Origin of the sequence: Selenomonas sp. AE3005 (assembly GCF_000686945.1) — a bacterium.
Taxonomy (GTDB): domain Bacteria; phylum Bacillota; class Negativicutes; order Selenomonadales; family Selenomonadaceae; genus Selenomonas_A.
The window spans coordinates 241,318-260,977 of the sequence record NZ_JMME01000001.1 but is presented as its reverse complement, the minus strand read 5'-3'; the positions used below and the strand labels follow the sequence as shown (position 1 = coordinate 260,977).

Sequence of the window (19,660 nt, the reverse complement as noted above, 5' to 3'; positions counted from 1 at the left end):
GATAAATACCTCCTTGCATAAATGAATCATATAATATTATCCAGAATGTGAACATCTGAATGCTTTAATGCTGCCGGAATAGTTATGGGTTCTGTAAAAATCATAACCAAACTATCATCGGGAGCATGAACCTGCAAATAGAAGTCAAAAATCAAAGCCTTCTCATCTTCACTTAAGATATTGGGATTTATTACAATAGCTTTTGCAGGGACAGCAATCAAGTCTCTCAGCTCATCTGTTTCCGATAATTCATATCCTTTTTCTAATGGATATAATTTCGCAATCTTTGTATGTTGCTCTGCAGATACTCCATACATTAAAATCCGCTCAGCGGCACTCATACGTTTTCCTCCCTGTACTTTGATGCCATACCTTCTATTGCCATTTTTATACGGTCTCTTAAAACCTGTGGTGCCTTAACCTCAATTCGCTGACCATATTGCAGCGCCCAATGAAACATCGCATTTTCGTTACATGTTACTGTTACCAATATCTTGTTGTTATCTTCTTTATCAATTTTGAAATTCCTGCCGAACCAATCTACTAATTCATTCATCAGGCCAATATCTGCTACGAATTTAACATCTACACTTTCACCACTATACATATAAATGTGTTCAGCCATGTGCTTAGGCAGGCTGAATCCCTGTACAAAATCTTTGATTTTATTTTTGGGCTTTGCTGGTTCATCCAGCATGGTTATAGATGTAATGTGGTCGACTCGGTAATGTGATATATTATCGTACTTGTCATAATTTCCCATCAGGTAATAGCGCCCATTGTTAGCCACCATTTGATAAGGGCTTACAGTATATGGCTCTGGTCTTTTAGGGTGGAGCTTGAAGTCTATACCATACTGGCTGTAGACAAAGCGCACCTTCCTTTTGGCCTCTATCGCATCATTTAACGTATCTAAGACAATCATTGCCTGCTTATTATCAGCATGGTGGAGTTCAGGCAAATTGGATATATGATTAACCTTAGCACTAAAGTAACGATTCCCTAGACTTTTAATTTTCTCGATTAAACGTTGACTCTGTGCAACTGATATATTTTTAGAAAACAAGACACTATCAATAAGTAACCGCAATTCTGCATCATCAAAATCTCGCTCCATCAAGTAACACCCACGCTCCGTATATATCTCATAGCCCATGTCTTTCAAAGACTGTATGTTGTTCCGGATGGAACGACGGTCACACTTTGCCCCGTAATTATGGTATAACAGGTCTATGATTTTCTGTTGCGTCAGGCGATGTTCAGCATCAGTATATTCTTTTAGAATCTCCAGCACCAACATATTCAACATTTTTTTGTTACTTCCAGCATACACACGCAATATCATCACTCCAATAACATATACCTAATCAGGAAGCTGCACACTTTTATGTAATATTCGATATCTTCGTTTTCTATCCCTTTAATTCAGCATATGTATTTCTCTTTTCATTTTTATGTCTTTTCATCTCTAAAATTCAGGAATGCGTTACTATCATAATGTGAGATACAGATATTGGTGGATGGCAAAATTTGTGTAGGTAAAAGTTTATAGATGCGATATGGTACGTTAATAATCATATCACCATGAACATCCGTATGCGTCTTGACACCTGTTATCCCGTCTAATATATCCTTTATTTTTTCATCACTGAAGTTTACTTTTCTTTCGTCTATATAACGTCTTATATAACTTTCTGCCGTAACCTTAGCTATTTTCTTTATGACGGACATTCTAAATACCCCATCGTCCCATGAATCCATTTTATCTGCATCATTTAAATTCAACATTAATTTTGTATCATCGCCAGTTGGCATAGGTACAATTTTTTCAACCATATCTGCAATCAATCGTGGATTTTTTACAACAATATCATAAGCTGTTTTATTGCCAAGGAAACTGTATTCATCCAGCATTTCTTTTGTCGTCCGCAAAAAACAAGGAGGCTGTTTATCAGCATCATGAAATCCTATTGCATGCTTAAGAACCGCACGAATGTCAGCATCATCTTCATCGAGAAAATGGACATCACTTGTAGCCACCACTAACTTGTTCAACCTTTCCCCTAATTCAATTATCTTATAAATAACCTTCTGTGCATCCTCTTCTGTTTTAAAACTTTGAATCCAATAATTATCATAAAGCATGTAATGCCTGTAATACCCCCAAGGCTGTACTTCTAAATAATCATAGAAATTTGCAATTTTGATAAGTTTTTCATCACTGTATCCTTTAATGATTGCTTGAAATAATTCTCCAGCTATACAAGCCGAACCGATAAGCAATCCTTCCCTGTATTTATCTATTTTATTTTTAGGAATGCGATTTTGCCTAAACATATGGCGAAAAGATAATCTCACAAGCTCATTCAGGTTATATATCCCCTCTATATTTTTAGCCAGAATAGATACATGATTAGCTCTTCCTTGCTTGTAATCTTCACCTGTCATATATCCTTCCATTCCATATATCACTTTAAGGTTCAAATTATTCTCAACCACAGTCTTTACAGCCTCTGGAAACGCCTGTGTTACGCCATGATCAGTGATGGCAATTGCCTCCCATCCCCACCTGGCTGCAGTCATTATCAAATCTTTAGCTGATACTACACTATCATATCTGCTCATTTTTGTATGCGCATGAAGTTCGACACGTCTCTCCTTAGCATCATCAATACGAGTTTTAATAATACTTTCCTTACACATTATTTCCTCCACATTCACTAATATCTGACTTCCTTAACTTCATTCTAACAAATATTATGTGAAAAAATTTTCCCATAACAACACACACTGACAATTTTGAACCATAAAAATGCCGTAAAATGAAACAGCACCTGATTATACCAATAATCAGGCGCTGTTCGTTTTATAACACAATCGTTTTACAATTTAAATTTCTTCATTTGTTCCTGCAAATCGCCGGACAACTTGGCGAGGTTGCGGGCGGCGTCAGAAATCTCGTGCATGGAGGCGCTTTGCTCCTCACCGGCAGCCGATACGGACTGCGCCTCATCGGAATTTTTGCCACTGGTATTGGCGATGGTCACACTGGCCTGCAGCATGCTTTCGTTGTCCTTGGCCATGACTTCTATACCCTGGGCAATCTTTTGGATTTGACTTGTCAAATCGTCAATGACATTGACAATATCCGCAAACACCTGGTCAGCGGACTTAACCGTTTCAATACCGGCCTGTACGCTTTGCGCACCACTGTGGCTGGCCTCTACGGCCACTTTCATATCCTCGAGATTAGCCTTGACCAGCTGGGCAATCTGCTGGGACGAATGATTCGAGCTTTCAGCCAGTTTGCGCACCTCGTCCGCCACCACCGCAAAGCCGCGGCCGGCCTCACCGGCTCTGGCAGCCTCAATCGCCGCATTGAGCGCCAGCAGGTTGGTCTGCTCAGCAATGCCGGTAATCATCTGTACGATATCAGCAATCTGCTGGGAACTGTTATTGAGTTTCTCAATGGACGCCTGAATGCTGTCAGTGCTGGCCGTGATGTTATTCATCTGCTGTACAGCATCTTCGATAGAATTACGTCCCTGATTGATTTTTTCCTTGGCATGCACTGCATTGTCAAAGACAAGCTGGGTATCTTTAACTATTCCCTGTGCCGCCTCTGTTACCTGCTCGGCACTTTCCTGAATGTTGCTGGCCTCGATGGCCTGTTCACTGGCACCTTCCGCAATGGAAACAATGCTGTTGGCTACCATGTGTGAGGCCTGGGCTGACTGTTCAGCACTCGTCGTCAGCATTTCACTGGCAACGGCCACGTCCTTGGCCATATCATTGACACTGCTGATGACACCGCGCAGATTCTTTATCATGTTGTTGAGCGATACGCCCAGATTGCCCATTTCATCTTTGGCCTCAGCATTGACTTTGCCGGTGAGGTCACCATCAGCAATCTTACCAGCCTCCTGCATAAGGTACTCAATTGGGCCGCCCACACGACGGTTAAAGATGATAATCATGGCGGCACAAAGGATAATCATAACCACCAGCGCCATGATAACACTTATCCAAATGGAACGGGTAATAGCTCCCTGGTAATCTGCCTTGGGGGCAACCAGCACCAGTTTCATATTATCAATGCAAAGCGGCGCAGCCATAACATAGCTGTCCTCCCCAAAAGCCGCCGTTTCCGTCAGGTCGAGATTGCTCAGGTTAACAACCTTTTGGCCAAAGGCTGCTAACTCTTTATTGCTTTCCTCGGTGATTTTGGTTTTCATGTTCTTATCAGCATCAGGCGTGGCCAGATAATAACCATCCTGTCCGACAAGGAAAGCATAACCATGCGTACCAATGGTTATCCCTTTGACATAGTCTTCTAATTCCGTAATGCCGATATCTACCGTAACAGTACCAACGCTCTTGCCGTTTTTCTGCACAGCAGCCGCACTGGTCAGCATGGTAGTGCCGCTGACTTCATCAAGATACGGCCCTGTCCAGGCCACTGTCCCCGGGGCTTTCATGGCATTCGTATACCAATCCATTTTATTGTAGCCGTATTCGGCATTGCTGTAGCTCATGTCCAAATCAACAGAGCCCTTGGCATTTTTAGCGCGATACGGGCCGTAAAATTCAATGCTCTCCTCATAAGCACGCGGTTCAAACCAAAAGCCGCTGCCGATAATCAGCGGGTCAGACAGTACATAGCCATCTGCCATGCCAAACATCACATCGGTGTCATAAGATTTCAGCTGCGATATGCCACGCGCCAAACCGCTGGTCTTTTGGGCCACCTGCAGTATGCGCTGATCCAATTTCCCGGCAATCTCACCAGCCTGGGCAGATAAAGTCGCCTTTACCTGTTCCTCCATACCGTTTTTAAACTGTCCGATATTGATGAACGTCTGAATTGCCAGCAGTACACTTGTCAAAACAATAATACTGATGATAAACAGTGTCTTTATACTGGCCTGTGGTTTAGTCATTTAAATCACCGCTTTCCCTTTCAATTCCCATCGCTTGCCACAGATTCAGCAATTTCTTCCTTACTATTTTTTTATTTCGCTTTTCCCTATTATTTTCCTGCATAAAAAACGCCCTTCCCTCACGGGAAGAGCAATTTTTTATTTCTTTTCAGGAACGCCCTGACAACCGGCACAACCACAGCCGCAGCCAGAACTTTCACTACCACAGCAATCATGCTTGCCGTCACGGAAGTTGTAATAAACATGCCGCAGGGCAAAGAACAGGGCCACAACCAATACAGCCCCTACCATCAAGGTTGCCATAAGAATTCCTCCTCTATGAAATTTTGCAAAATAAATTAGAAACCAAGCAGACGGCCAATCTGATATACGAGCAGGGAAACAACCCAGGCAATGGCAAACATATAAACCGCCGAGAAACCCATCCACTTCCAGCCGCCGGCCTCTTTCTTGATAGTACCAAGTGCCGTTACGCAGGGCGTATACAGCTGGGAGAAAATCATGAAGGCAAATGCCGACAGAGCCGTAAAGCTCGTAGCCATGCCAGTTTTCAGCAGGGTATCAGCCGTTTCCACAGCGTCCTCTGCCTCCGTGGAAACATCGTCAGCACCATAGAGAATACCGATAGTTGCGACTACAGTTTCCTTGGCCATGATACCGGACAGGAGTGCAGCACCAGCCTCCCAGGTAGCAAAGCCATGGAACACAAAGATGGTGCTCATCCAGTTGCCCAGCGTAGCCAGAATGGATTCGTTGATTTCACAGGGGCCGTCAAAGTTGTAATTGGACATAACCCACAGCAGAACGGAGGCGGCAAAGATAATCGTACCAGCCTTTACGAGATAGCCTTTACCCTTATCCCAGGTTTCCAGCAGAACCGTCTTCATATCCGGCATACGATACGGCGGCAGTTCAAGCAGGAACGTGGAGCCGCCTTCCTTAAACACGGAGCTGCCGAGCAATTTGGCAGCCACAATAGCCATAACCACACCGATGATGTACATCGCAAAAACAATATTAGCGGCATTGTCCGGGAAGAACATAGCAGCAAACAGAGCCATAATTGGCAGCTTAGCACCACAGGTCAGGAACGGCGTAACCATGATGGAAACCATACGGTCTTTTTCCGAATCCAGAGCTCTTGCGCCCATAACTGCCGGCACAGCACAGCCAAAGCCCATCATCAAGGGCATAACACCTTTACCCGTGAGGCCGCAGCGGCGCATAATCGGGTCCATGATGAAAGCAATACGAGCCATGTAGCCCGTACCATCGAGGAAGGACAGGCAGAAGAACAGGACGAAAATCAGCGGTACGAACGTCAGCACGGCACCTACACCGGAGATAACGCCATCGCAGACCAAAGATACCATCCACTCAGCCACACCGGCCTCCGTCAGATAATCCTTGGCAAATTCGAGGAAATCCTCATTGATGGCCGCATCCAGGGCGTCAGCGATGGGCTGGCCAATCCATTCAAAAGTGATATTAAATACAGCATACATGATAGCCAGGAAAATAGGCAGCGCCAAAATGCCGTTAGCGAGGAATCTGTCCATTTTTTCCGAGGTAGTAGCACCGACATTGCTGGCCGTTACGGCCTCAGCCATCACCGTATCAATCAGCGCATAGCGAGCCTCAATGATTTCCTCATTTTTCTGTTCCTCGCTCTTACTGCTGGCCTTGATTTCCTGCACCTTCGCGATATGAGCCTTCACCCTGTCGCTGGGCTGGTAATTGGCCATAACCGTGGTGGTGAACACATCGAGCAGTTTTTTGGTGCTCTTGGTGCTGCGGCCTATGGTTTCTACGACCGGCATGCCCAGCGCATCTTCCATCTTACGGCAGTCAATCTTAATCCCGCGGCGCTCTGCATCGTCCATCATGTTGAGGTCGATAAGCAGGGGAATCCCCTGCTCCATGAGCTGAATCGTCAGGAACAGGTTGCGTTCGAGGTTGGAGCTGTCCACCACGTCAACCACGAGGTCAAGTTTCGTGTTCATGAGATAATCGATAACGATTTTTTCTTCCGGCGAACGGGCATTGATGCTGTAAGTACCCGGCAAATCCACAATGGAAATAGCCCGGTCTTTATGACGGGTGTAACCGACTTTTTTATCTACCGTAACCCCCGGCCAGTTGCCGATTTTCTGACGGGCTCCCGTCAGTTCGTTAAAGATAGTGGATTTACCCACATTGGGATTACCGGTAAGTGCTACTGCTAATGTTGACATTGTTGTTTATACATCTCCTCTGTTCATTCTTAACGTCCAAGGACTTTAATTTACCTGCTGCACCTGAACTTTAGCCGCATCGTCGCGACGCAGAGCCAGATTATACGAACGAACACCAATAGCAATGGGGTCACCCAACGGAGCACTGCGCAATACCTTTACCTTAGTCCCCGGGGTAAGCCCCATGGTCATCAATCTTTCTTTGAGGTCGGAATCGCCAATCTGCTGAATCTTCAGCGTCATGCCGGTTTTACCGTCTTTCAATGTCAAAATCAACGCCTCCTAATACAAATTCTTGATAATGATAATGAGATTATTTCTACTTAACACATGATAACGCATATCAATAACACTTGTCAAGGATTCTCATTTACAAATAGAAATATTTTTCATTTGTTTTTCATAAAAAAATGAAGTCCGCTGCCAAACGCAACGGACTCATCTTGCTTAGTACAGGATACTTTCCCCATACATATTATTTAACTAATTCCAGCGGTGACAAAACGCTCTTGCCCTGGCTGTTGACAAACACATCAGCCTTAACCCCAAACGTATCTGCGAGGCGCTCAACTGTCATAACCTCACCGGGATTCCCCTGTGCTTTAATCAAACCACCTTTGAGAATGAGGATTTCATCAGCATACTGCAGCGCATGATTGATATCATGCAGCACCATAATAACCGTCATGCCGTAATCCCTGTTCAGCCGCACCACGATATCCATAACTTCCAGCTGATGGGCAATATCTAAATACGTGGTAGGTTCGTCCAGCAGCAAAATCTGCGGCTGCTGGGCAAGCACCATGGCCAGGAATACGCGCTGCCGTTCGCCGCCGGAAAGCGTCTGCACCTGACGGTCAGCCAGCTTTACCACCTGCGTTGCCGCCATGGCCCACTCCACCACTGCCCTGTCCTGCTTTACATCACGCGAAAACAGGCTGCGGTAGGGAAAACGGCCGTAATCGACCAGCTGGCGCACGGTGGTATCCGGCGGTGCCACTGCACCCTGCAGCAAAATACCAATCTTCCGGGCAATGGCCTTACGGCCCAGGGCGCGGATTTCCTGGCCATCGAGCAGGACTTTCCCCTGATAGTCAGTATTGATAGCTGCTAAAGCCTTCAGCAGCGTAGACTTGCCTGCCCCATTCGGCCCGATAATGGCGGTGCGCTTGCCCTGCGGGAAAACTGCCGACACACTGTGCAGAATTTCCTTATCCCCGATGGACACCTGTAAATTCTTTACTGCCAGCTCCATCACAGTTCCCTCCTCAGCAGATACAAGAAAAAGGGCGCACCCAAAACAGCCATGATAATCCCTACCGGCAGTTCCACCGGCGCTACAACAGTTCTGGCAATGGTATCACACAGCGTCACCACACCACAGCCGAGCAGGGCCGTAGCCGGCAGCATAATCCGATGGTCAGAGCCCACCAATAGCCGGGCCGTATGCGGCACAATCAGGCCTACAAATCCCAGCAGTCCCACCACGGAAACCGCACTGGCTGCCAGCAGGGCCGCCAGTGCCGACAGGATAATCCGCGTCAGTCCCACGCGCACACCTAAACCCTTTGCCATTTCATCGCCGAGCTGCAAAATATTTAAATGCCGGGCAGCCAGCAAAGATAAAACCACACATACTGCCGTGTACGGCCAGAGCATTTCGACCTGCGGCCAGCTGCGTGCTGACAGGCCGCCCACCATCCACATCAGGGCGCTATGCACCCTGTCGCTGTAAAAAATCAGCAAGGCTGATATACCGGCACTCAGAAACGCCGACACTGCCACGCCGGCCAGGATAATACGAATGGGACGTATCCCGTTTTTCCAGGCCAGTACATATATGAGCATCGCCGCGCCCATAGCCCCGACAAACGCCGCCGGCGTAACCAGATAAGCGTATGCCGGCAAGGCCAGCATGACCAGTATCCCCAGCAGCCCAGCCCCGGCTGATATGCCGATAATATGCGGGTCAGCCAGAGGATTTTTCATCACGGCCTGCAAAATCGCCCCGGCCAGTGCCAGATTCACGCCCACCAAAACAGCCACCAGCGTTCGCGGCAGACGTATGTTATAGATAATCTGCCCCTGCGGACTGCTTTCCGTACCGGTCAGCAAAGTGAGCACTTCCCCCACGGGAATGTCGACCGAGCCTTTCACTATACTTATTACTATCCCCAAACAGGCAAAAACGACCAACGCTAACATCATGAGCGTCCGCCGTTTTCCGCCTGCAGAAAAATCTGCTGTCATCATATATAATATGTCCTTTACTTTGCGTCAGGATAAACACATTTTGCCATCGTCTCTACGGCCTCCGGGTAATGAATGCCGGGACTCAGCAGGAAAAGCTCCTGTGGCAGGTAATAAACGCGTTTTTCCCGTACTGCCGGAATACTCTGCCAGGCCGGGCCCTGCATAGTTTCTTCCATACTGGCCTTAATAGCTGACAGTTTGCCCATACTCGTCACAAAGATGATTTCCGGGTTCTGCTCCACCAGGGTTTCCATACTGTAAGGAGCAGCGTCAGGATTTTTTTCGAGTGGCTTGGTGCCGCTGGCTACATTCTCCCAGCCCAGCATCTTTGCCACCGAACCGGCAATACTGCCCTCGAGCTGCACCGTCAGCCCCTGACTGGTACTATGAATGATGGATACCCGGCGTTTTTCCTGCGGTATACGCGCCTTTACCGCCGCAATTTTTTCATCCATATCCTTTATGAGCTGTTCGCCTTTTTCCTTATTGCCGGTTACCACCGCCAGGGTGCTTACTTCCTTCTGCACATCAGCATAGCTCTTCATATCGAGCACCAGCGCCTTAATGCCGTTAGCCTCCAGGGTATCAACCAATTTTTCGTTCATGCCCTTGTTGATAATCACGAGGTCCGGCTGGCAGGCGATAATCTTTTCCGTATCAATCTGATAAACCTTGCCGACACTGGGCAGGTCTTTGGCAAACTCCGGCATCTTCGTCCGGGAATCCGGCCGGCCGACTACCAGGTCAGCACCGCCCACCGCCTCCAAAGGCTCCAAAAACGATGCCGATGTCACTACAATTCTGGCCGGTTTCTTGCTTAGTTCCACCTGCCGTCCGAGGTCATCGGTCAGAGTAGCATAACCTGACTGGTTAGCAGGCTTGGCCGCCTCCTGACCACAGCCGGCCAGCACCAGCGCCATCATCATAATGGACAGGATTATTTTTACATAGCCCTTCAATTTCATCGTCCCCTATCTTTTATGGAACATTTAATTTTTACGGGTTAAAATCGTCGACAGATAGTTCAGCTTATCCTTTTTATGAGCCACCACGTTGTAAATGATTTTCTCGTCATCAAGGCCGGCCCGGCTGACGAGCACTGCCTGCTCCGCCATCTCATTCTTGGCCAGCAGATCAGCCATTTCCTCAAAGTTTTTGTAAACCTTCATGAGTACCACATTATCAGCGGCCTGCATGGCCTTTTCCACCTTTTCCGGGCTGGCTGTGGCCGGAATAATCGTAAGCACGTCGTCCCCTTCGACAATAGGATAGCCCAGCTGGCTGCCTATGGCCGCAAACGCCGGAATCCCCGGAATGGTCTTAATCTCCACGTCCTCATGCTCCAACAGGCGATATATGTAGATATAGGTGCTGTAGAACATCGGGTCGCCAATGGTGAGAAACGCCACATTTTTGCCGGCCTGCAGGAGCGCCAGAATCTCCTGCTTATTGGCCTCCCAGGCCTCAGTGCTGTTTTCTGCAAAGCCCTTTACCATCGGGAAAACCTGATAGACAATTTCCACGTCTTTTTTTAGATAAGGCTTGGCCACAGTCAGGGCCACGCTGCCTTCTTTCTTTTCCGTTTTCGGCGCAATCAGCACATCTACATTTTCAATGGCCTTGATAGCCTTTACCGTCAACAGTTCCGGATCACCGGGGCCCACGCCAATACCATAAAAGATTCCACTCATGAATCAAAAACCTCCATACAACAATAGTATCTTTGCCTATCATACTATGATGATTTACCCCTGTCAAATACACGCTAAGCCGCTCACCCCTTTCTGATCGATAGGGCAAGCGGCTATAGCTATGTCAGTGTCATTTAAATGAATATGGTGAAATCTTATTTTTCCAGAGCATTCCAGGCATCTTCAGCCCGTTTTACATAAAGGTCGCGGATAGCCTTATTTTCCCCAATGCCATGGATATAAGCGTCTACCTTGTAACCGGCTTTTTCCAGAATGGATTTATGGGAATCTTCTTCCTTGCCAGCCATATCGTTGTTGGCATGGTCGCCAGCTACCATCATCATCGGCATGAGGGTAACGTGCTTAATGCCATTCTTCTTGAGCTTGGGCAGGACAGTTTCCAGATTTGGCCAGCCTTCAACCGTGTAAACATATACGTTCTTATAACCGGCTTCGTCAAGTTTTGCCTGAATTACGGAATAGTAAGCATTGGATACCTGCGGCGTACCATGTGCCAAAATCAGAATGGCATCATCTTTACCCTGTTTCGGGAACTGCGTGGACAGTGCTTTGATGGTTTCAGCCACATCATCAGCCTGTTCTTCCTGTCCCTGCCAGTACATCAAAGACGTACCCAGCGTCATTTTCTTGAACTGGTCTTTGTAGTTGTGGTATACACCGATATTGTAGTTGTATTCCATGCCCGGAATTACATCAAGGCTGGCGAGAGCTACACGCGTATAGCCTTCTTTTTTCAGCTGTTCCAGGGCCTCTTCCGGCGTCGGATAAGTAATGCCTTCATTCTTCTTCACACGATTGATGATGATGTGGGAAGTATAGGCCGTAACGACCTTCGTATTCGGGTGCTTAGCCTGAATAGCCTTCACCGTGGCGTCAATGGTCTTAGCCCGCGTATCTTTATAAGTCGTGCCAAAAGTCATAACTACAATGGCGTCTTTGTTGGCCAGATTAGCCATAGCCGGGTTTTCGTTTTTCAGCACACCGATTTCAGATGCCTGTTTCAAAGCCTTGGTCGGAGCCTTGACCTCCTCATTGAGCTGGTATGCTGCCTCTGCCGGAACGTAGCTCATAGAGAATGCTGCACCGCAGGCAATAGCTGCCGCTAACGTCTTTTGCCATTTCTTCATAACTTATACCTCCTACATTTTCCATAAGAAAACACCTTTCACGTCTGCGCGCAAAAGGTGTCAATTTCATCATAAAGAACCCTGACGAAAAATCCCCTCCCCATCGCTCGCAGGTTCAGCAGCCTCCCTTGGGCCGCAACGGTGATTGTCAAACAGGCAGTTCTCCTGGCTTGGTTCATAGCTTGCCTGCGCCTTCCCAGAAAAAGCATTTCCAGTGACTTAACTATGCAGGTTCGCTCCCCTTACAGTGGCGGGACCGCGCTGGTCTTTAACCAGCTTCTCTTTTCAGCTGCCGGATGTGCGCCGGCCAGCACCTGTTCCTCTTATGTAATTGAATAAAAATTGTGATTTTCTCACATGTTTTATTATAAACGCTTGCATAGATGGTGTCAATGTAAAGATAAGCGCCAGTAAATATTAGGCGCGTGGTTCCCGGCCATCTTTAAAGAGCATCATCATGTGATTGGTCAGGCTCCAGTCGTCCTTCTGTCCCTGGATATCCTCACGCGCAACCCAAACGGCCTCGCCCAGTTCATTATTATCCGGGCGGATATCAGTATCACCGGCCACATCGCAGAAAAAGCCCACAATCAGGTCCTGCACACTGCCCCAGGGCTGTGACTTATAATAGCGGATATTTTTGACCTGCAGCCCCGTTTCCTCCCTGACCTCGCGGGCCACACATTCCTCGAGCGTTTCACCTATTTCCGTAAAGCCGGCCACCAGTGCGTAAAAACTCATTTTACGATTGGCGTATTTGGTCAGGAGCAGCTTATCGCCCCAGGTAACACCTACCACAACAGCAGGTACAATCCGCGGATAAATGGTATTGCCGCAATGTGGACAGCAAAGCGCCCGTTCCTTCTCCGCATGCTCCGTTTCATGACCACAACGGCCGCAATAACGATTATCCCTGTACCAGCAGATAAGGTGCCAGGCCGTATAGGCAAGATACATGAGCTCCTGGGGGCCGCCAATATTATAGCGGATTTCCCGCAGCGTTTTGTAGGCAAAACCTGCCCACGGTTCCAGCCCTTCCTGTTCGGCGTAATAAACACCTGTCTGGTCAAGGCTCAGCAGATAACGACAGGTTATGCCCTGCGACATTTCCTGCCATACGGGAAATCTTATCCCGTCCGCCGACTCTCTTACCAATATGCCATTATCCTTTACACAGATTATTATATCATCAGCCTTGGGCTGCGCAGACGGTACAAATACGTTGCTCAGCTTATGCGGATATATATCCTGTATCATTTTTAATCGTCATCGCCTTTCCATTGCCTCAGCCGCTTATTTTATCAGTTTCACAAAAGCCTGCCGGCTTAAAATAAAACCTACCAGGGCATATACTGCCAGTACAAGCAGCGAAACACCATCAGCACCGGCACCACTGCCCATACTGCGCAGCAGCATACTCGTATGTGTAAGCGGCAGTATTTCAATAACCACGCGGATTGCCGCCGGCAATGCCTGCGTCGCAAAAAAAGTACCACACAAAAAGGACATGGGCAGCAGGATATAAGTGTTTACCTGGCTCATTTCCTCATAAGTGCTGATTTTCATGGCCGCAAAGAACCCCACCTCGGCAAAGATAACGGCGTTCAGAACAAGCACAACGAGCATGAGCGCCGACAAATGCAAATGCGCCCCGAAAGCATAGGCCAGCAGCAGGATAATAAGGCTGGAAAGCATACTGCGCAGAACCGCGGCCAGAACTTTTCCTAAAACATAAGCGGCCGGCCTTATCGGTGCCAGAATATATTCTTCCAGACTCTTATGATATATGCGCTCCGCATGTACGGGCGTAATGCTATTAAAACTGATATTCATCGAGTTCAGGGCCAGGATTCCCGGCACGAGAAAATCGAGATAACTGCCGCTGCCCACGTTGATACTGCGCCCCAGACCCCAGCCGAAGGCCACGAGATACAGCATCGGCGCCACCATGCGAGCCAGGATAAACTTGGTCAGCCGCCGTTTCAGAACCACCCAGTCACGCCAGAACACCGTCCAGGTATCATATAACATTTCCATGGTCAGATTCCACCCTTATGCACAGCCCAATCAATAATGCCCTTTGCACTGGGCAATCTCTATAGTGTTTTCTTTTACACGGTATACCAGCCTGTTTTCGTCATCAATCCGCCGGCTGAACCAGCCCTGCAGATTATGTTTAAGTGGCTCAGGCTTGCCTATGCCTTCCAGTACGCCATCGCGCTCTACGCTTTTTATCAGAGCGTTTATCCGTTTTACAGTCTTCTTGTCTTCCAACTGCCAGTCAAGATATTCCTGCCACGCACGACCAGACCATTTTTTACACATCAATGAGCTCGTGCTCCTCTCCGCCGCCTGCTTCCAGTTCTGCTATGGATTCGGCAAGATATGCCTGGTTCTTTTTGCTATAGAATGGGTCAGCAGTTATCGGAAAAGGAATCGAGCGTGTCCGTACCATTGCCTTCAGAAACATGGTGTATGCTGTTGACAGAGTCAGCCCCATTTCAGCACATAATGCCTCTGCCTGCTCTTTAAGTACAGGGTCAACCCTCATTGTAAGTGTAGTTGCTTTCATAGTATACCCCTCCTTTTAAGCTAATTATACTACATAAGCACTTACAATGTAAATACACATTCTTTGTTTAATCCCAATACACATAGCCATATGCATTCCATCGCCCAGAACGAATCAGATCAGAGTACAGCTCCTTCAAGATAAACGTCTATTAAACTTCAAGGTTACTTCGCGTTGGATGTCCTGTCAGCTCAATGAATACGTCCTCCAGATTCGTGGGACGTATAAGTATGCCGCCGGCGGCCTCCAGGTTGCCGGCAAAGGCTGCGGCTGCCTGTTTGTCCGTGAAAAAGCGGTAGCTGCGCCCGTCCTCGCCGTCCCATTCCACGGTGAACTTGCCCAGCTGCTCCTTGAAATTTTCCGGCGTATCCAGGGCTATCAATTTGCCCTTGTTAAGAATGGCTACCTGCTGGCACAGACTTTCGGCCTCCTCAATGTAATGGGTGGTCAGAAAAACCGTAACGCCATCACGGGCCAGTCCCCGGATTAAATCCCAAATCCGGCGCCGCACCTGCGGGTCAAGTGCCACTGTGGGTTCATCCATAAACAGAATCCTTGGCTTATGCATAAGCGCCCGGGCAATGAGCAGCCGCCGTTTCATACCGCCGGACAGCCGCCGCACATTTTCATTTATCACCTCGCTGAGCTCGACATAGTCGAGCAGCTCAGCAATGCGCTGGCGGCGCTCTTCACGCGGCATACGGTGCAGGCGTCCATGCAGTTCCAGATTCTCCCCTACGGTCAAATCCTGGTCAAAATTAACATGCTGCGGCACCACACCGATCAGGCTTTTGACCTGCTGTCCCTGGCTGGCTATATCCTGCCCATCATAGGAGATACTGCCGGCGGTTGGCTTTAACTGCATGGTGAGCATGCGAATCGTCGTCGTTTTACCGGCACCATTAGGGCCTAACAAGCCGAATATTTGGCCAGAAGGGACTGTCAACGACAGTCCCTCCACGGCCAGCTTTTCACTTTTCGTTCCCTGCTTGGTCTTGTACGGGAAACTTTTCGTAAGCTTACTTATTATAATCATATCATTTATGGCTTATGTGATAAGACAAACTGCTGAGTCCTACCGACAAATCTTCGTTGACAATATGCATACCTTCCGGCACTTCCATCTTAATGGGGGCAAAATTCCAAATCCCCCGGACACCTGCCGCCACCAGTTTATCAGCAACCCCTTGGGCAAAAGCTGCCGGCACGGCGATAATGCCGATATGAATATTACGTTCCTGCACTATCTGGGCCATGTTCTCCGTGTCTTCAACCTTGACATGATTTACCGTCGTGCCAATAACCGCCGGGTCATCGTCAAACAGTGCCACCAGATTAAAACCCAGACTAACAAAGTTATGGAAATTGGCCAGGGCTGCTCCCAGATGACCAATGCCCACAATGGCAATGTTCCAGTGATTGTTCAGTCCCAGAATATCGCCCACATTGCGTTTGAGCTCATTGACGTAATAGCCTACGCCTTTTTTGCCAAACTGCCCAAAGGAGGCCAAGTCCTTACGAATCTGCTCCGGCGTTATGCCTAAACGGCGTCCCAGCTCATCAGAGGAAATAATATCAATCCCCTCGTCCTGAGCCAGGCGCAGGGTGCGGAAATAAAGCGGCAGCCGGTCAATGGTCGCCTTTGATATGGTCGTCGGACTTTTCATCGTGCTTTTCCTCCCCTGTTGTTTTTAGCTGGACTTTTGCGTCTTTAACTTCGTTTTTTACTTCATCTTTAACTTCGGCGGAGGACTGTGACTCGCCTTCGCTTGCCGCAGCTTTCTCCACTTTTTCTGCAGTTTCTGCTGTTTCCGCTTTTTCCGTCGCAGGGGCAGTCGCCACAACAGGCGCAGTCTCCACAGCAGGTTTTTCTGCCGTAGCAGCTGCTTTCTCCTCCGCCGCAGGTTCAGTTTGGGCGGCAGCTTTTGTTTCAGCCTTCACCTCAGCCTGTTTTTTCTCAGGCACCGGGTCAGCATACATTTTGGCAAACGGGTCGTCCTCCGTTTTTTCCGGGGCCGCATCTGTTCCCAGGGCATTTCCCCAGTCACTTATGGGTTCTTCCACCGGCGCAGGCTCGCTTTCCTCTTCCGCCGGCTGATTAAACTCGGCTACCGCCGCAATCATCGCCAGCAGCGTCCACAGGAACATGGACGTGGGAATATTAAACAGCAGGTCATCGGTAAAGCCGTTAAGAGCCACCGATATCATGGCCAGCCCCAGGCCCAGCGACAGGCCGCCGAGCAGCCGGTAATCCTGCCAGTCACAAAAATCCTTCCACACGGGCGGTTCCTGCGGCAGGTCATCAGTCTGAACACTGTCAGCAACTTTTTTCAGCTCCACATCAGCCGCCGTCTCCGCATTGTAGTCAAAGGGCGTCGGCTCCTGGGGTACAGGTTCGGCCGGCTTAAACTTTTGCCACAAAGCCAGCCACAGCGAGCCAAAGAACAGCCAAAAGAATGAAATTGCCCCCGGGATACCGATTTCTGCCATGTAATTCAGATACAGATTATGCGCATGGACAATGCGGATATCCGCCCCCTGCAGGTAGAAATCATACTCGGGATATACCATCCAGTAAGCACCCCAGCCTATACCCAGGAACGGATGGTCCTGAATCATCGCCACGGTGCTCTCCCAAAAGGCCAGACGCATTTCCGAAGAAGTGTCAACCTTGGTAAAGACCGAAGTCAGGCGCTCATAGAGAACCTGGTCCGACAGCAGGAGCACAGCCCCCACAGCCACACAAGCCAGCAGTACCCGCCAATCCTTAAGCATGCCGTAGACAGCAAAGATAATGGCAATCACGAGGCAGGCGCCACGGGCATAAGTCATGGCCAGGCAGGCTGCCGCCGCTGCCATAAATACGCCTAGAACAATGCGTTTCTGCCTGGTGCCGCACTTTAAGAAAAGCCCCAGGCCTATGCAGATAACAGCGTCCAGATAACCGGCCAGAATGTTGGGATTCTCCCAAGTGGAAAAAACACGTTTTCTCAGTTCCGGGAAAGCCTCACCGTCCACCCATTTCATGGAACTTATATCAATGCCAAACATGAACTGATGGAAACCGTACAGCAGTACGAGTACGGCCGCTGCTGCCGATACCGCCAGAATTTCCTTTATCTGCCGGACACTGCGCAGGTTCTGCCCCACCACCAGATATGTCAGCACATAAACGCCGACGAGATTATACCAGTTATAAAAGCTGAATCCCTTGTCCGGCGATACCAAAATGGACAGGGCACTTAACAGTACAAACAGGCCTACCGGCACGTCAAAAGGCAGCTGCCGAAAGACAAACTCCTCATCAATGCGGAAACGCAAAGCCGTAATCACCGTGGTGATAAGCAGGGCCACAGTTGCCAGCGAGGGAAACAATGGCAGGAAAAAGGCCTCTGCCAGCACACCATACCACGCCCACTTTTCTAACCGCTGCTGCCATCTCTGCCGCATCGCGGCCTTACGCCGCTGCTCCACTGCCGTCATTTCCGGGGATTTTTGTTTTGCCATCATTCTCCCCCCTTCTTATCCAGCAGCAATTTACGCACACCGCCCACCAGATACAAGGAGCCGGCCAGCACCAATAATTTTTCCTTATTGGCCAGTTCCAAAGCACGCTCCAGGGCCTGGCTGTTATCAGCTATGGCCTCCACATGCTGCACATGGGCAGCAACCTTCTGTGCCAGCTGCTGTGGGTCAGCCGCTCTTTCTGAATGCGGTACTGTGACCACCACGGTATCATTAGGACGCAGAAGAATATCCAGCATGGACTCGATATCCTTGTCCTTTAAAATTCCCAAAAGGAACACCCGTTCCGGGGCCGGCACGTACATATCGAGACTTTCCCGCAGTGCCTGCATACCAGCCGGATTATGTGCCCCATCAACAATGCATTTCTGTTCACCCAAATCAACCCGCTCAAACCGGGCCGGCCAGCTGACCAGACTAAGCGCGTCATCGATTGTCTTATTGGTTATTCTGTCATCAGTATTATGCAGCAGCTGTGCCGTCATAACTGCCAGAGCGCTGTTTTCTATCTGGTGTTTGCCCCACAAATGCAGGGAATACGGTTCCTTGACCACGCCCAGCAAATGGGAGGTAAACTCCAGGCACTGATAGTTTTCCGCACAGCTGATAAACTCTGTCGAAAAATCTTCACCGGCCACAAACAGGTCAGCGTTCTTTTCCTCGGCCGTCTGGCGGATAATTTCCAATGGTTCGCCCTTGGCGGCCGTCACCACCGGCACATCTTCCTTGATAATCCCGGCCTTATGCCGGGCCACCCCGGCCAGCGTACCGCCGCAGCGGTCAGCATGTTCCAGGGTGACATTAGTGATAACGGAAACTTCCGGCACAATGACATTCGTGGAATCCAAAAGTCCGCCCAAACCTACTTCAATGACGGCGTATTCCACATGCTTGATGGCAAAGTAGAAAAAAGCCAGCGCTGTCAATACTTCAAACTGGGTAGGACATTCCTCACCGTCTGCTATCATCTGGTCAATGTAAACCTTGATGGAACTTAGACAGTCGGCAAATTCCTGCTCACTGATGGCCTGCCCGTCCACCCTTATCCGCTCCGTATAGGAAACGAGATGCGGTGAACTGTAAAAGCCTGTGTGAATCCCCGAATGGCGCAGGATGCCTGCCAACATGGCAGACACCGAACCCTTGCCATTGGTGCCGGTCACATGAATGGTACGATACCGCTCCTGCGGCAGCTCCAAACGTGCCAGCAATTTTTGCATGCGTTCCAGACCAAGTTTGATACCAAAAATATTAAGACTTTCTAAATACGCCAGCGATTCCTGATAATTCATATAGG

Annotated in this window: 20 protein-coding genes and 1 riboswitch; all 20 genes read right to left on the bottom strand. The window is 48.7% G+C overall.

What is annotated here, in order from left to right; genetic code table 11:
* Nucleotides 1-26: 26 nt before the first annotated feature.
* Nucleotides 27-341, bottom strand: a complete 315-nt coding sequence (locus tag DL94_RS0101255; RefSeq protein WP_028128575.1) for a hypothetical protein — start codon at nt 339-341, stop codon at nt 27-29.
* Complete coding sequence (locus DL94_RS0101250) at nt 338-1,345, bottom strand: WYL domain-containing transcriptional regulator (protein ID WP_037371041.1); 1,008 nt, start codon at nt 1,343-1,345, stop codon at nt 338-340. The genes DL94_RS0101255 and DL94_RS0101250 overlap by 4 nt, the downstream gene beginning before the upstream one ends.
* A gap of 107 nt (nt 1,346-1,452) precedes the next feature.
* On the bottom strand, nt 1,453-2,703 hold the full coding sequence (locus DL94_RS0101245; protein WP_028128573.1) for a PHP domain-containing protein: 1,251 nt from the start codon (nt 2,701-2,703) through the stop codon (nt 1,453-1,455).
* A 179-nt stretch (nt 2,704-2,882) separates the two neighbouring features.
* On the bottom strand, nt 2,883-4,940 hold the full coding sequence (locus DL94_RS0101240) for a methyl-accepting chemotaxis protein (protein ID WP_028128572.1): 2,058 nt from the start codon (nt 4,938-4,940) through the stop codon (nt 2,883-2,885).
* Between the two features lie 138 nt (nt 4,941-5,078).
* On the bottom strand, nt 5,079-5,243 hold the full coding sequence (locus DL94_RS15935; protein WP_028128571.1) for a hypothetical protein: 165 nt from the start codon (nt 5,241-5,243) through the stop codon (nt 5,079-5,081).
* Between the two features lie 35 nt (nt 5,244-5,278).
* Nucleotides 5,279-7,174: a ferrous iron transport protein B gene (gene feoB / locus DL94_RS0101225; protein WP_028128570.1), complete on the bottom strand. Its 1,896-nt coding sequence runs from the start codon at nt 7,172-7,174 to the stop codon at nt 5,279-5,281.
* 45 nt (nt 7,175-7,219) lie between these two features.
* On the bottom strand, nt 7,220-7,444 hold the full coding sequence (locus tag DL94_RS0101220) for a FeoA family protein (protein ID WP_026761104.1): 225 nt from the start codon (nt 7,442-7,444) through the stop codon (nt 7,220-7,222).
* Between the two features lie 205 nt (nt 7,445-7,649).
* Nucleotides 7,650-8,429, bottom strand: coding sequence for an ABC transporter ATP-binding protein (locus DL94_RS0101215; protein WP_028128569.1), 780 nt, complete (start codon nt 8,427-8,429; stop codon nt 7,650-7,652).
* Nucleotides 8,429-9,382, bottom strand: a complete 954-nt coding sequence (locus DL94_RS0101210; protein WP_231464457.1) for a FecCD family ABC transporter permease — start codon at nt 9,380-9,382, stop codon at nt 8,429-8,431. Before DL94_RS0101210 ends, DL94_RS0101215 begins: the two co-directional genes overlap by 1 nt.
* 59 nt (nt 9,383-9,441) lie before the next feature.
* Complete coding sequence (locus DL94_RS0101205) at nt 9,442-10,392, bottom strand: ABC transporter substrate-binding protein (RefSeq protein WP_072023078.1); 951 nt, start codon at nt 10,390-10,392, stop codon at nt 9,442-9,444.
* A gap of 24 nt (nt 10,393-10,416) precedes the next feature.
* The gene (gene cobI / locus DL94_RS0101200) at nt 10,417-11,118 is read right to left on the bottom strand and encodes a precorrin-2 C(20)-methyltransferase (RefSeq protein ID WP_028128566.1); all 702 of its coding nucleotides are present in this window, start codon (nt 11,116-11,118) and stop codon (nt 10,417-10,419) included.
* 155 nt (nt 11,119-11,273) lie between these two features.
* Nucleotides 11,274-12,266, bottom strand: a complete 993-nt coding sequence (locus tag DL94_RS0101195) for a sirohydrochlorin cobaltochelatase (RefSeq protein WP_028128565.1) — start codon at nt 12,264-12,266, stop codon at nt 11,274-11,276.
* A gap of 137 nt (nt 12,267-12,403) precedes the next feature.
* Nucleotides 12,404-12,599, bottom strand: a riboswitch (cobalamin riboswitch).
* A gap of 84 nt (nt 12,600-12,683) precedes the next feature.
* Entirely contained in the window at nt 12,684-13,523 is an 840-nt protein-coding gene (gene nudC / locus DL94_RS0101185) for an NAD(+) diphosphatase (RefSeq protein WP_028128564.1), read from the bottom strand.
* Nucleotides 13,524-13,559: 36 nt separating this feature from the next.
* Nucleotides 13,560-14,297: an ABC transporter permease gene (locus tag DL94_RS0101180; RefSeq protein ID WP_028128563.1), complete on the bottom strand. Its 738-nt coding sequence runs from the start codon at nt 14,295-14,297 to the stop codon at nt 13,560-13,562.
* A gap of 36 nt (nt 14,298-14,333) precedes the next feature.
* Nucleotides 14,334-14,591, bottom strand: a complete 258-nt coding sequence (locus DL94_RS0101175; protein ID WP_026765595.1) for a Txe/YoeB family addiction module toxin — start codon at nt 14,589-14,591, stop codon at nt 14,334-14,336.
* Nucleotides 14,584-14,838: a type II toxin-antitoxin system RelB/DinJ family antitoxin gene (locus DL94_RS0101170; protein ID WP_028128562.1), complete on the bottom strand. Its 255-nt coding sequence runs from the start codon at nt 14,836-14,838 to the stop codon at nt 14,584-14,586. Before DL94_RS0101170 ends, DL94_RS0101175 begins: the two co-directional genes overlap by 8 nt.
* 151 nt (nt 14,839-14,989) lie before the next feature.
* Nucleotides 14,990-15,874 carry an ABC transporter ATP-binding protein gene (locus DL94_RS0101165; protein WP_028128561.1) on the bottom strand — a complete coding sequence of 295 codons (885 nt, stop codon included), beginning with the start codon at nt 15,872-15,874 and terminating at the stop codon, nt 14,990-14,992.
* Nucleotide 15,875: 1 nt separating this feature from the next.
* The gene (locus DL94_RS0101160) at nt 15,876-16,505 is read right to left on the bottom strand and encodes a redox-sensing transcriptional repressor Rex (RefSeq protein WP_028128560.1); all 630 of its coding nucleotides are present in this window, start codon (nt 16,503-16,505) and stop codon (nt 15,876-15,878) included.
* On the bottom strand, nt 16,468-18,348 hold the full coding sequence (locus DL94_RS0101155; protein WP_369793674.1) for an O-antigen ligase family protein: 1,881 nt from the start codon (nt 18,346-18,348) through the stop codon (nt 16,468-16,470). The genes DL94_RS0101160 and DL94_RS0101155 overlap by 38 nt, the downstream gene beginning before the upstream one ends.
* A complete protein-coding gene (locus DL94_RS0101150; protein ID WP_028128558.1) occupies nt 18,345-19,655 on the bottom strand; it encodes a bifunctional folylpolyglutamate synthase/dihydrofolate synthase in 1,311 nt (436 codons plus the stop codon). Before DL94_RS0101150 ends, DL94_RS0101155 begins: the two co-directional genes overlap by 4 nt.
* Nucleotides 19,656-19,660: the final 5 nt, after the last annotated feature.

Excerpts from the sequence above, each read along its gene's own strand:
- DL94_RS0101255 (WP_028128575.1), bottom strand. The coding sequence starts at position 341 with ATGAGTGCCGCTGAGCGGATTTTAATGTATGGAGTATCTGCAGAGCAA.
- DL94_RS0101250 (WP_037371041.1), bottom strand. The coding sequence starts at position 1,345 with ATGATATTGCGTGTGTATGCTGGAAGTAACAAAAAAATGTTGAATATG.
- DL94_RS0101245 (WP_028128573.1), bottom strand. The coding sequence starts at position 2,703 with ATGTGTAAGGAAAGTATTATTAAAACTCGTATTGATGATGCTAAGGAG.
- DL94_RS0101240 (WP_028128572.1), bottom strand. The coding sequence starts at position 4,940 with ATGACTAAACCACAGGCCAGTATAAAGACACTGTTTATCATCAGTATT.
- DL94_RS15935 (WP_028128571.1), bottom strand. The coding sequence starts at position 5,243 with ATGGCAACCTTGATGGTAGGGGCTGTATTGGTTGTGGCCCTGTTCTTT.
- feoB (WP_028128570.1), bottom strand. The coding sequence starts at position 7,174 with ATGTCAACATTAGCAGTAGCACTTACCGGTAATCCCAATGTGGGTAAA.
- DL94_RS0101215 (WP_028128569.1), bottom strand. The coding sequence starts at position 8,429 with ATGGAGCTGGCAGTAAAGAATTTACAGGTGTCCATCGGGGATAAGGAA.
- DL94_RS0101210 (WP_231464457.1), bottom strand. The coding sequence starts at position 9,382 with ATGATGTTAGCGTTGGTCGTTTTTGCCTGTTTGGGGATAGTAATAAGT.
- DL94_RS0101205 (WP_072023078.1), bottom strand. The coding sequence starts at position 10,392 with ATGAAATTGAAGGGCTATGTAAAAATAATCCTGTCCATTATGATGATG.
- cobI (WP_028128566.1), bottom strand. The coding sequence starts at position 11,118 with ATGAGTGGAATCTTTTATGGTATTGGCGTGGGCCCCGGTGATCCGGAA.
- DL94_RS0101195 (WP_028128565.1), bottom strand. The coding sequence starts at position 12,266 with ATGAAGAAATGGCAAAAGACGTTAGCGGCAGCTATTGCCTGCGGTGCA.
- nudC (WP_028128564.1), bottom strand. The coding sequence starts at position 13,523 with ATGATACAGGATATATATCCGCATAAGCTGAGCAACGTATTTGTACCG.
- DL94_RS0101180 (WP_028128563.1), bottom strand. The coding sequence starts at position 14,297 with ATGTTATATGATACCTGGACGGTGTTCTGGCGTGACTGGGTGGTTCTG.
- DL94_RS0101175 (WP_026765595.1), bottom strand. The coding sequence starts at position 14,591 with ATGTGTAAAAAATGGTCTGGTCGTGCGTGGCAGGAATATCTTGACTGG.
- DL94_RS0101170 (WP_028128562.1), bottom strand. The coding sequence starts at position 14,838 with ATGAAAGCAACTACACTTACAATGAGGGTTGACCCTGTACTTAAAGAG.
- DL94_RS0101165 (WP_028128561.1), bottom strand. The coding sequence starts at position 15,874 with ATGATTATAATAAGTAAGCTTACGAAAAGTTTCCCGTACAAGACCAAG.
- DL94_RS0101160 (WP_028128560.1), bottom strand. The coding sequence starts at position 16,505 with ATGAAAAGTCCGACGACCATATCAAAGGCGACCATTGACCGGCTGCCG.
- DL94_RS0101155 (WP_369793674.1), bottom strand. The coding sequence starts at position 18,348 with ATGATGGCAAAACAAAAATCCCCGGAAATGACGGCAGTGGAGCAGCGG.
- DL94_RS0101150 (WP_028128558.1), bottom strand. The coding sequence starts at position 19,655 with ATGAATTATCAGGAATCGCTGGCGTATTTAGAAAGTCTTAATATTTTT.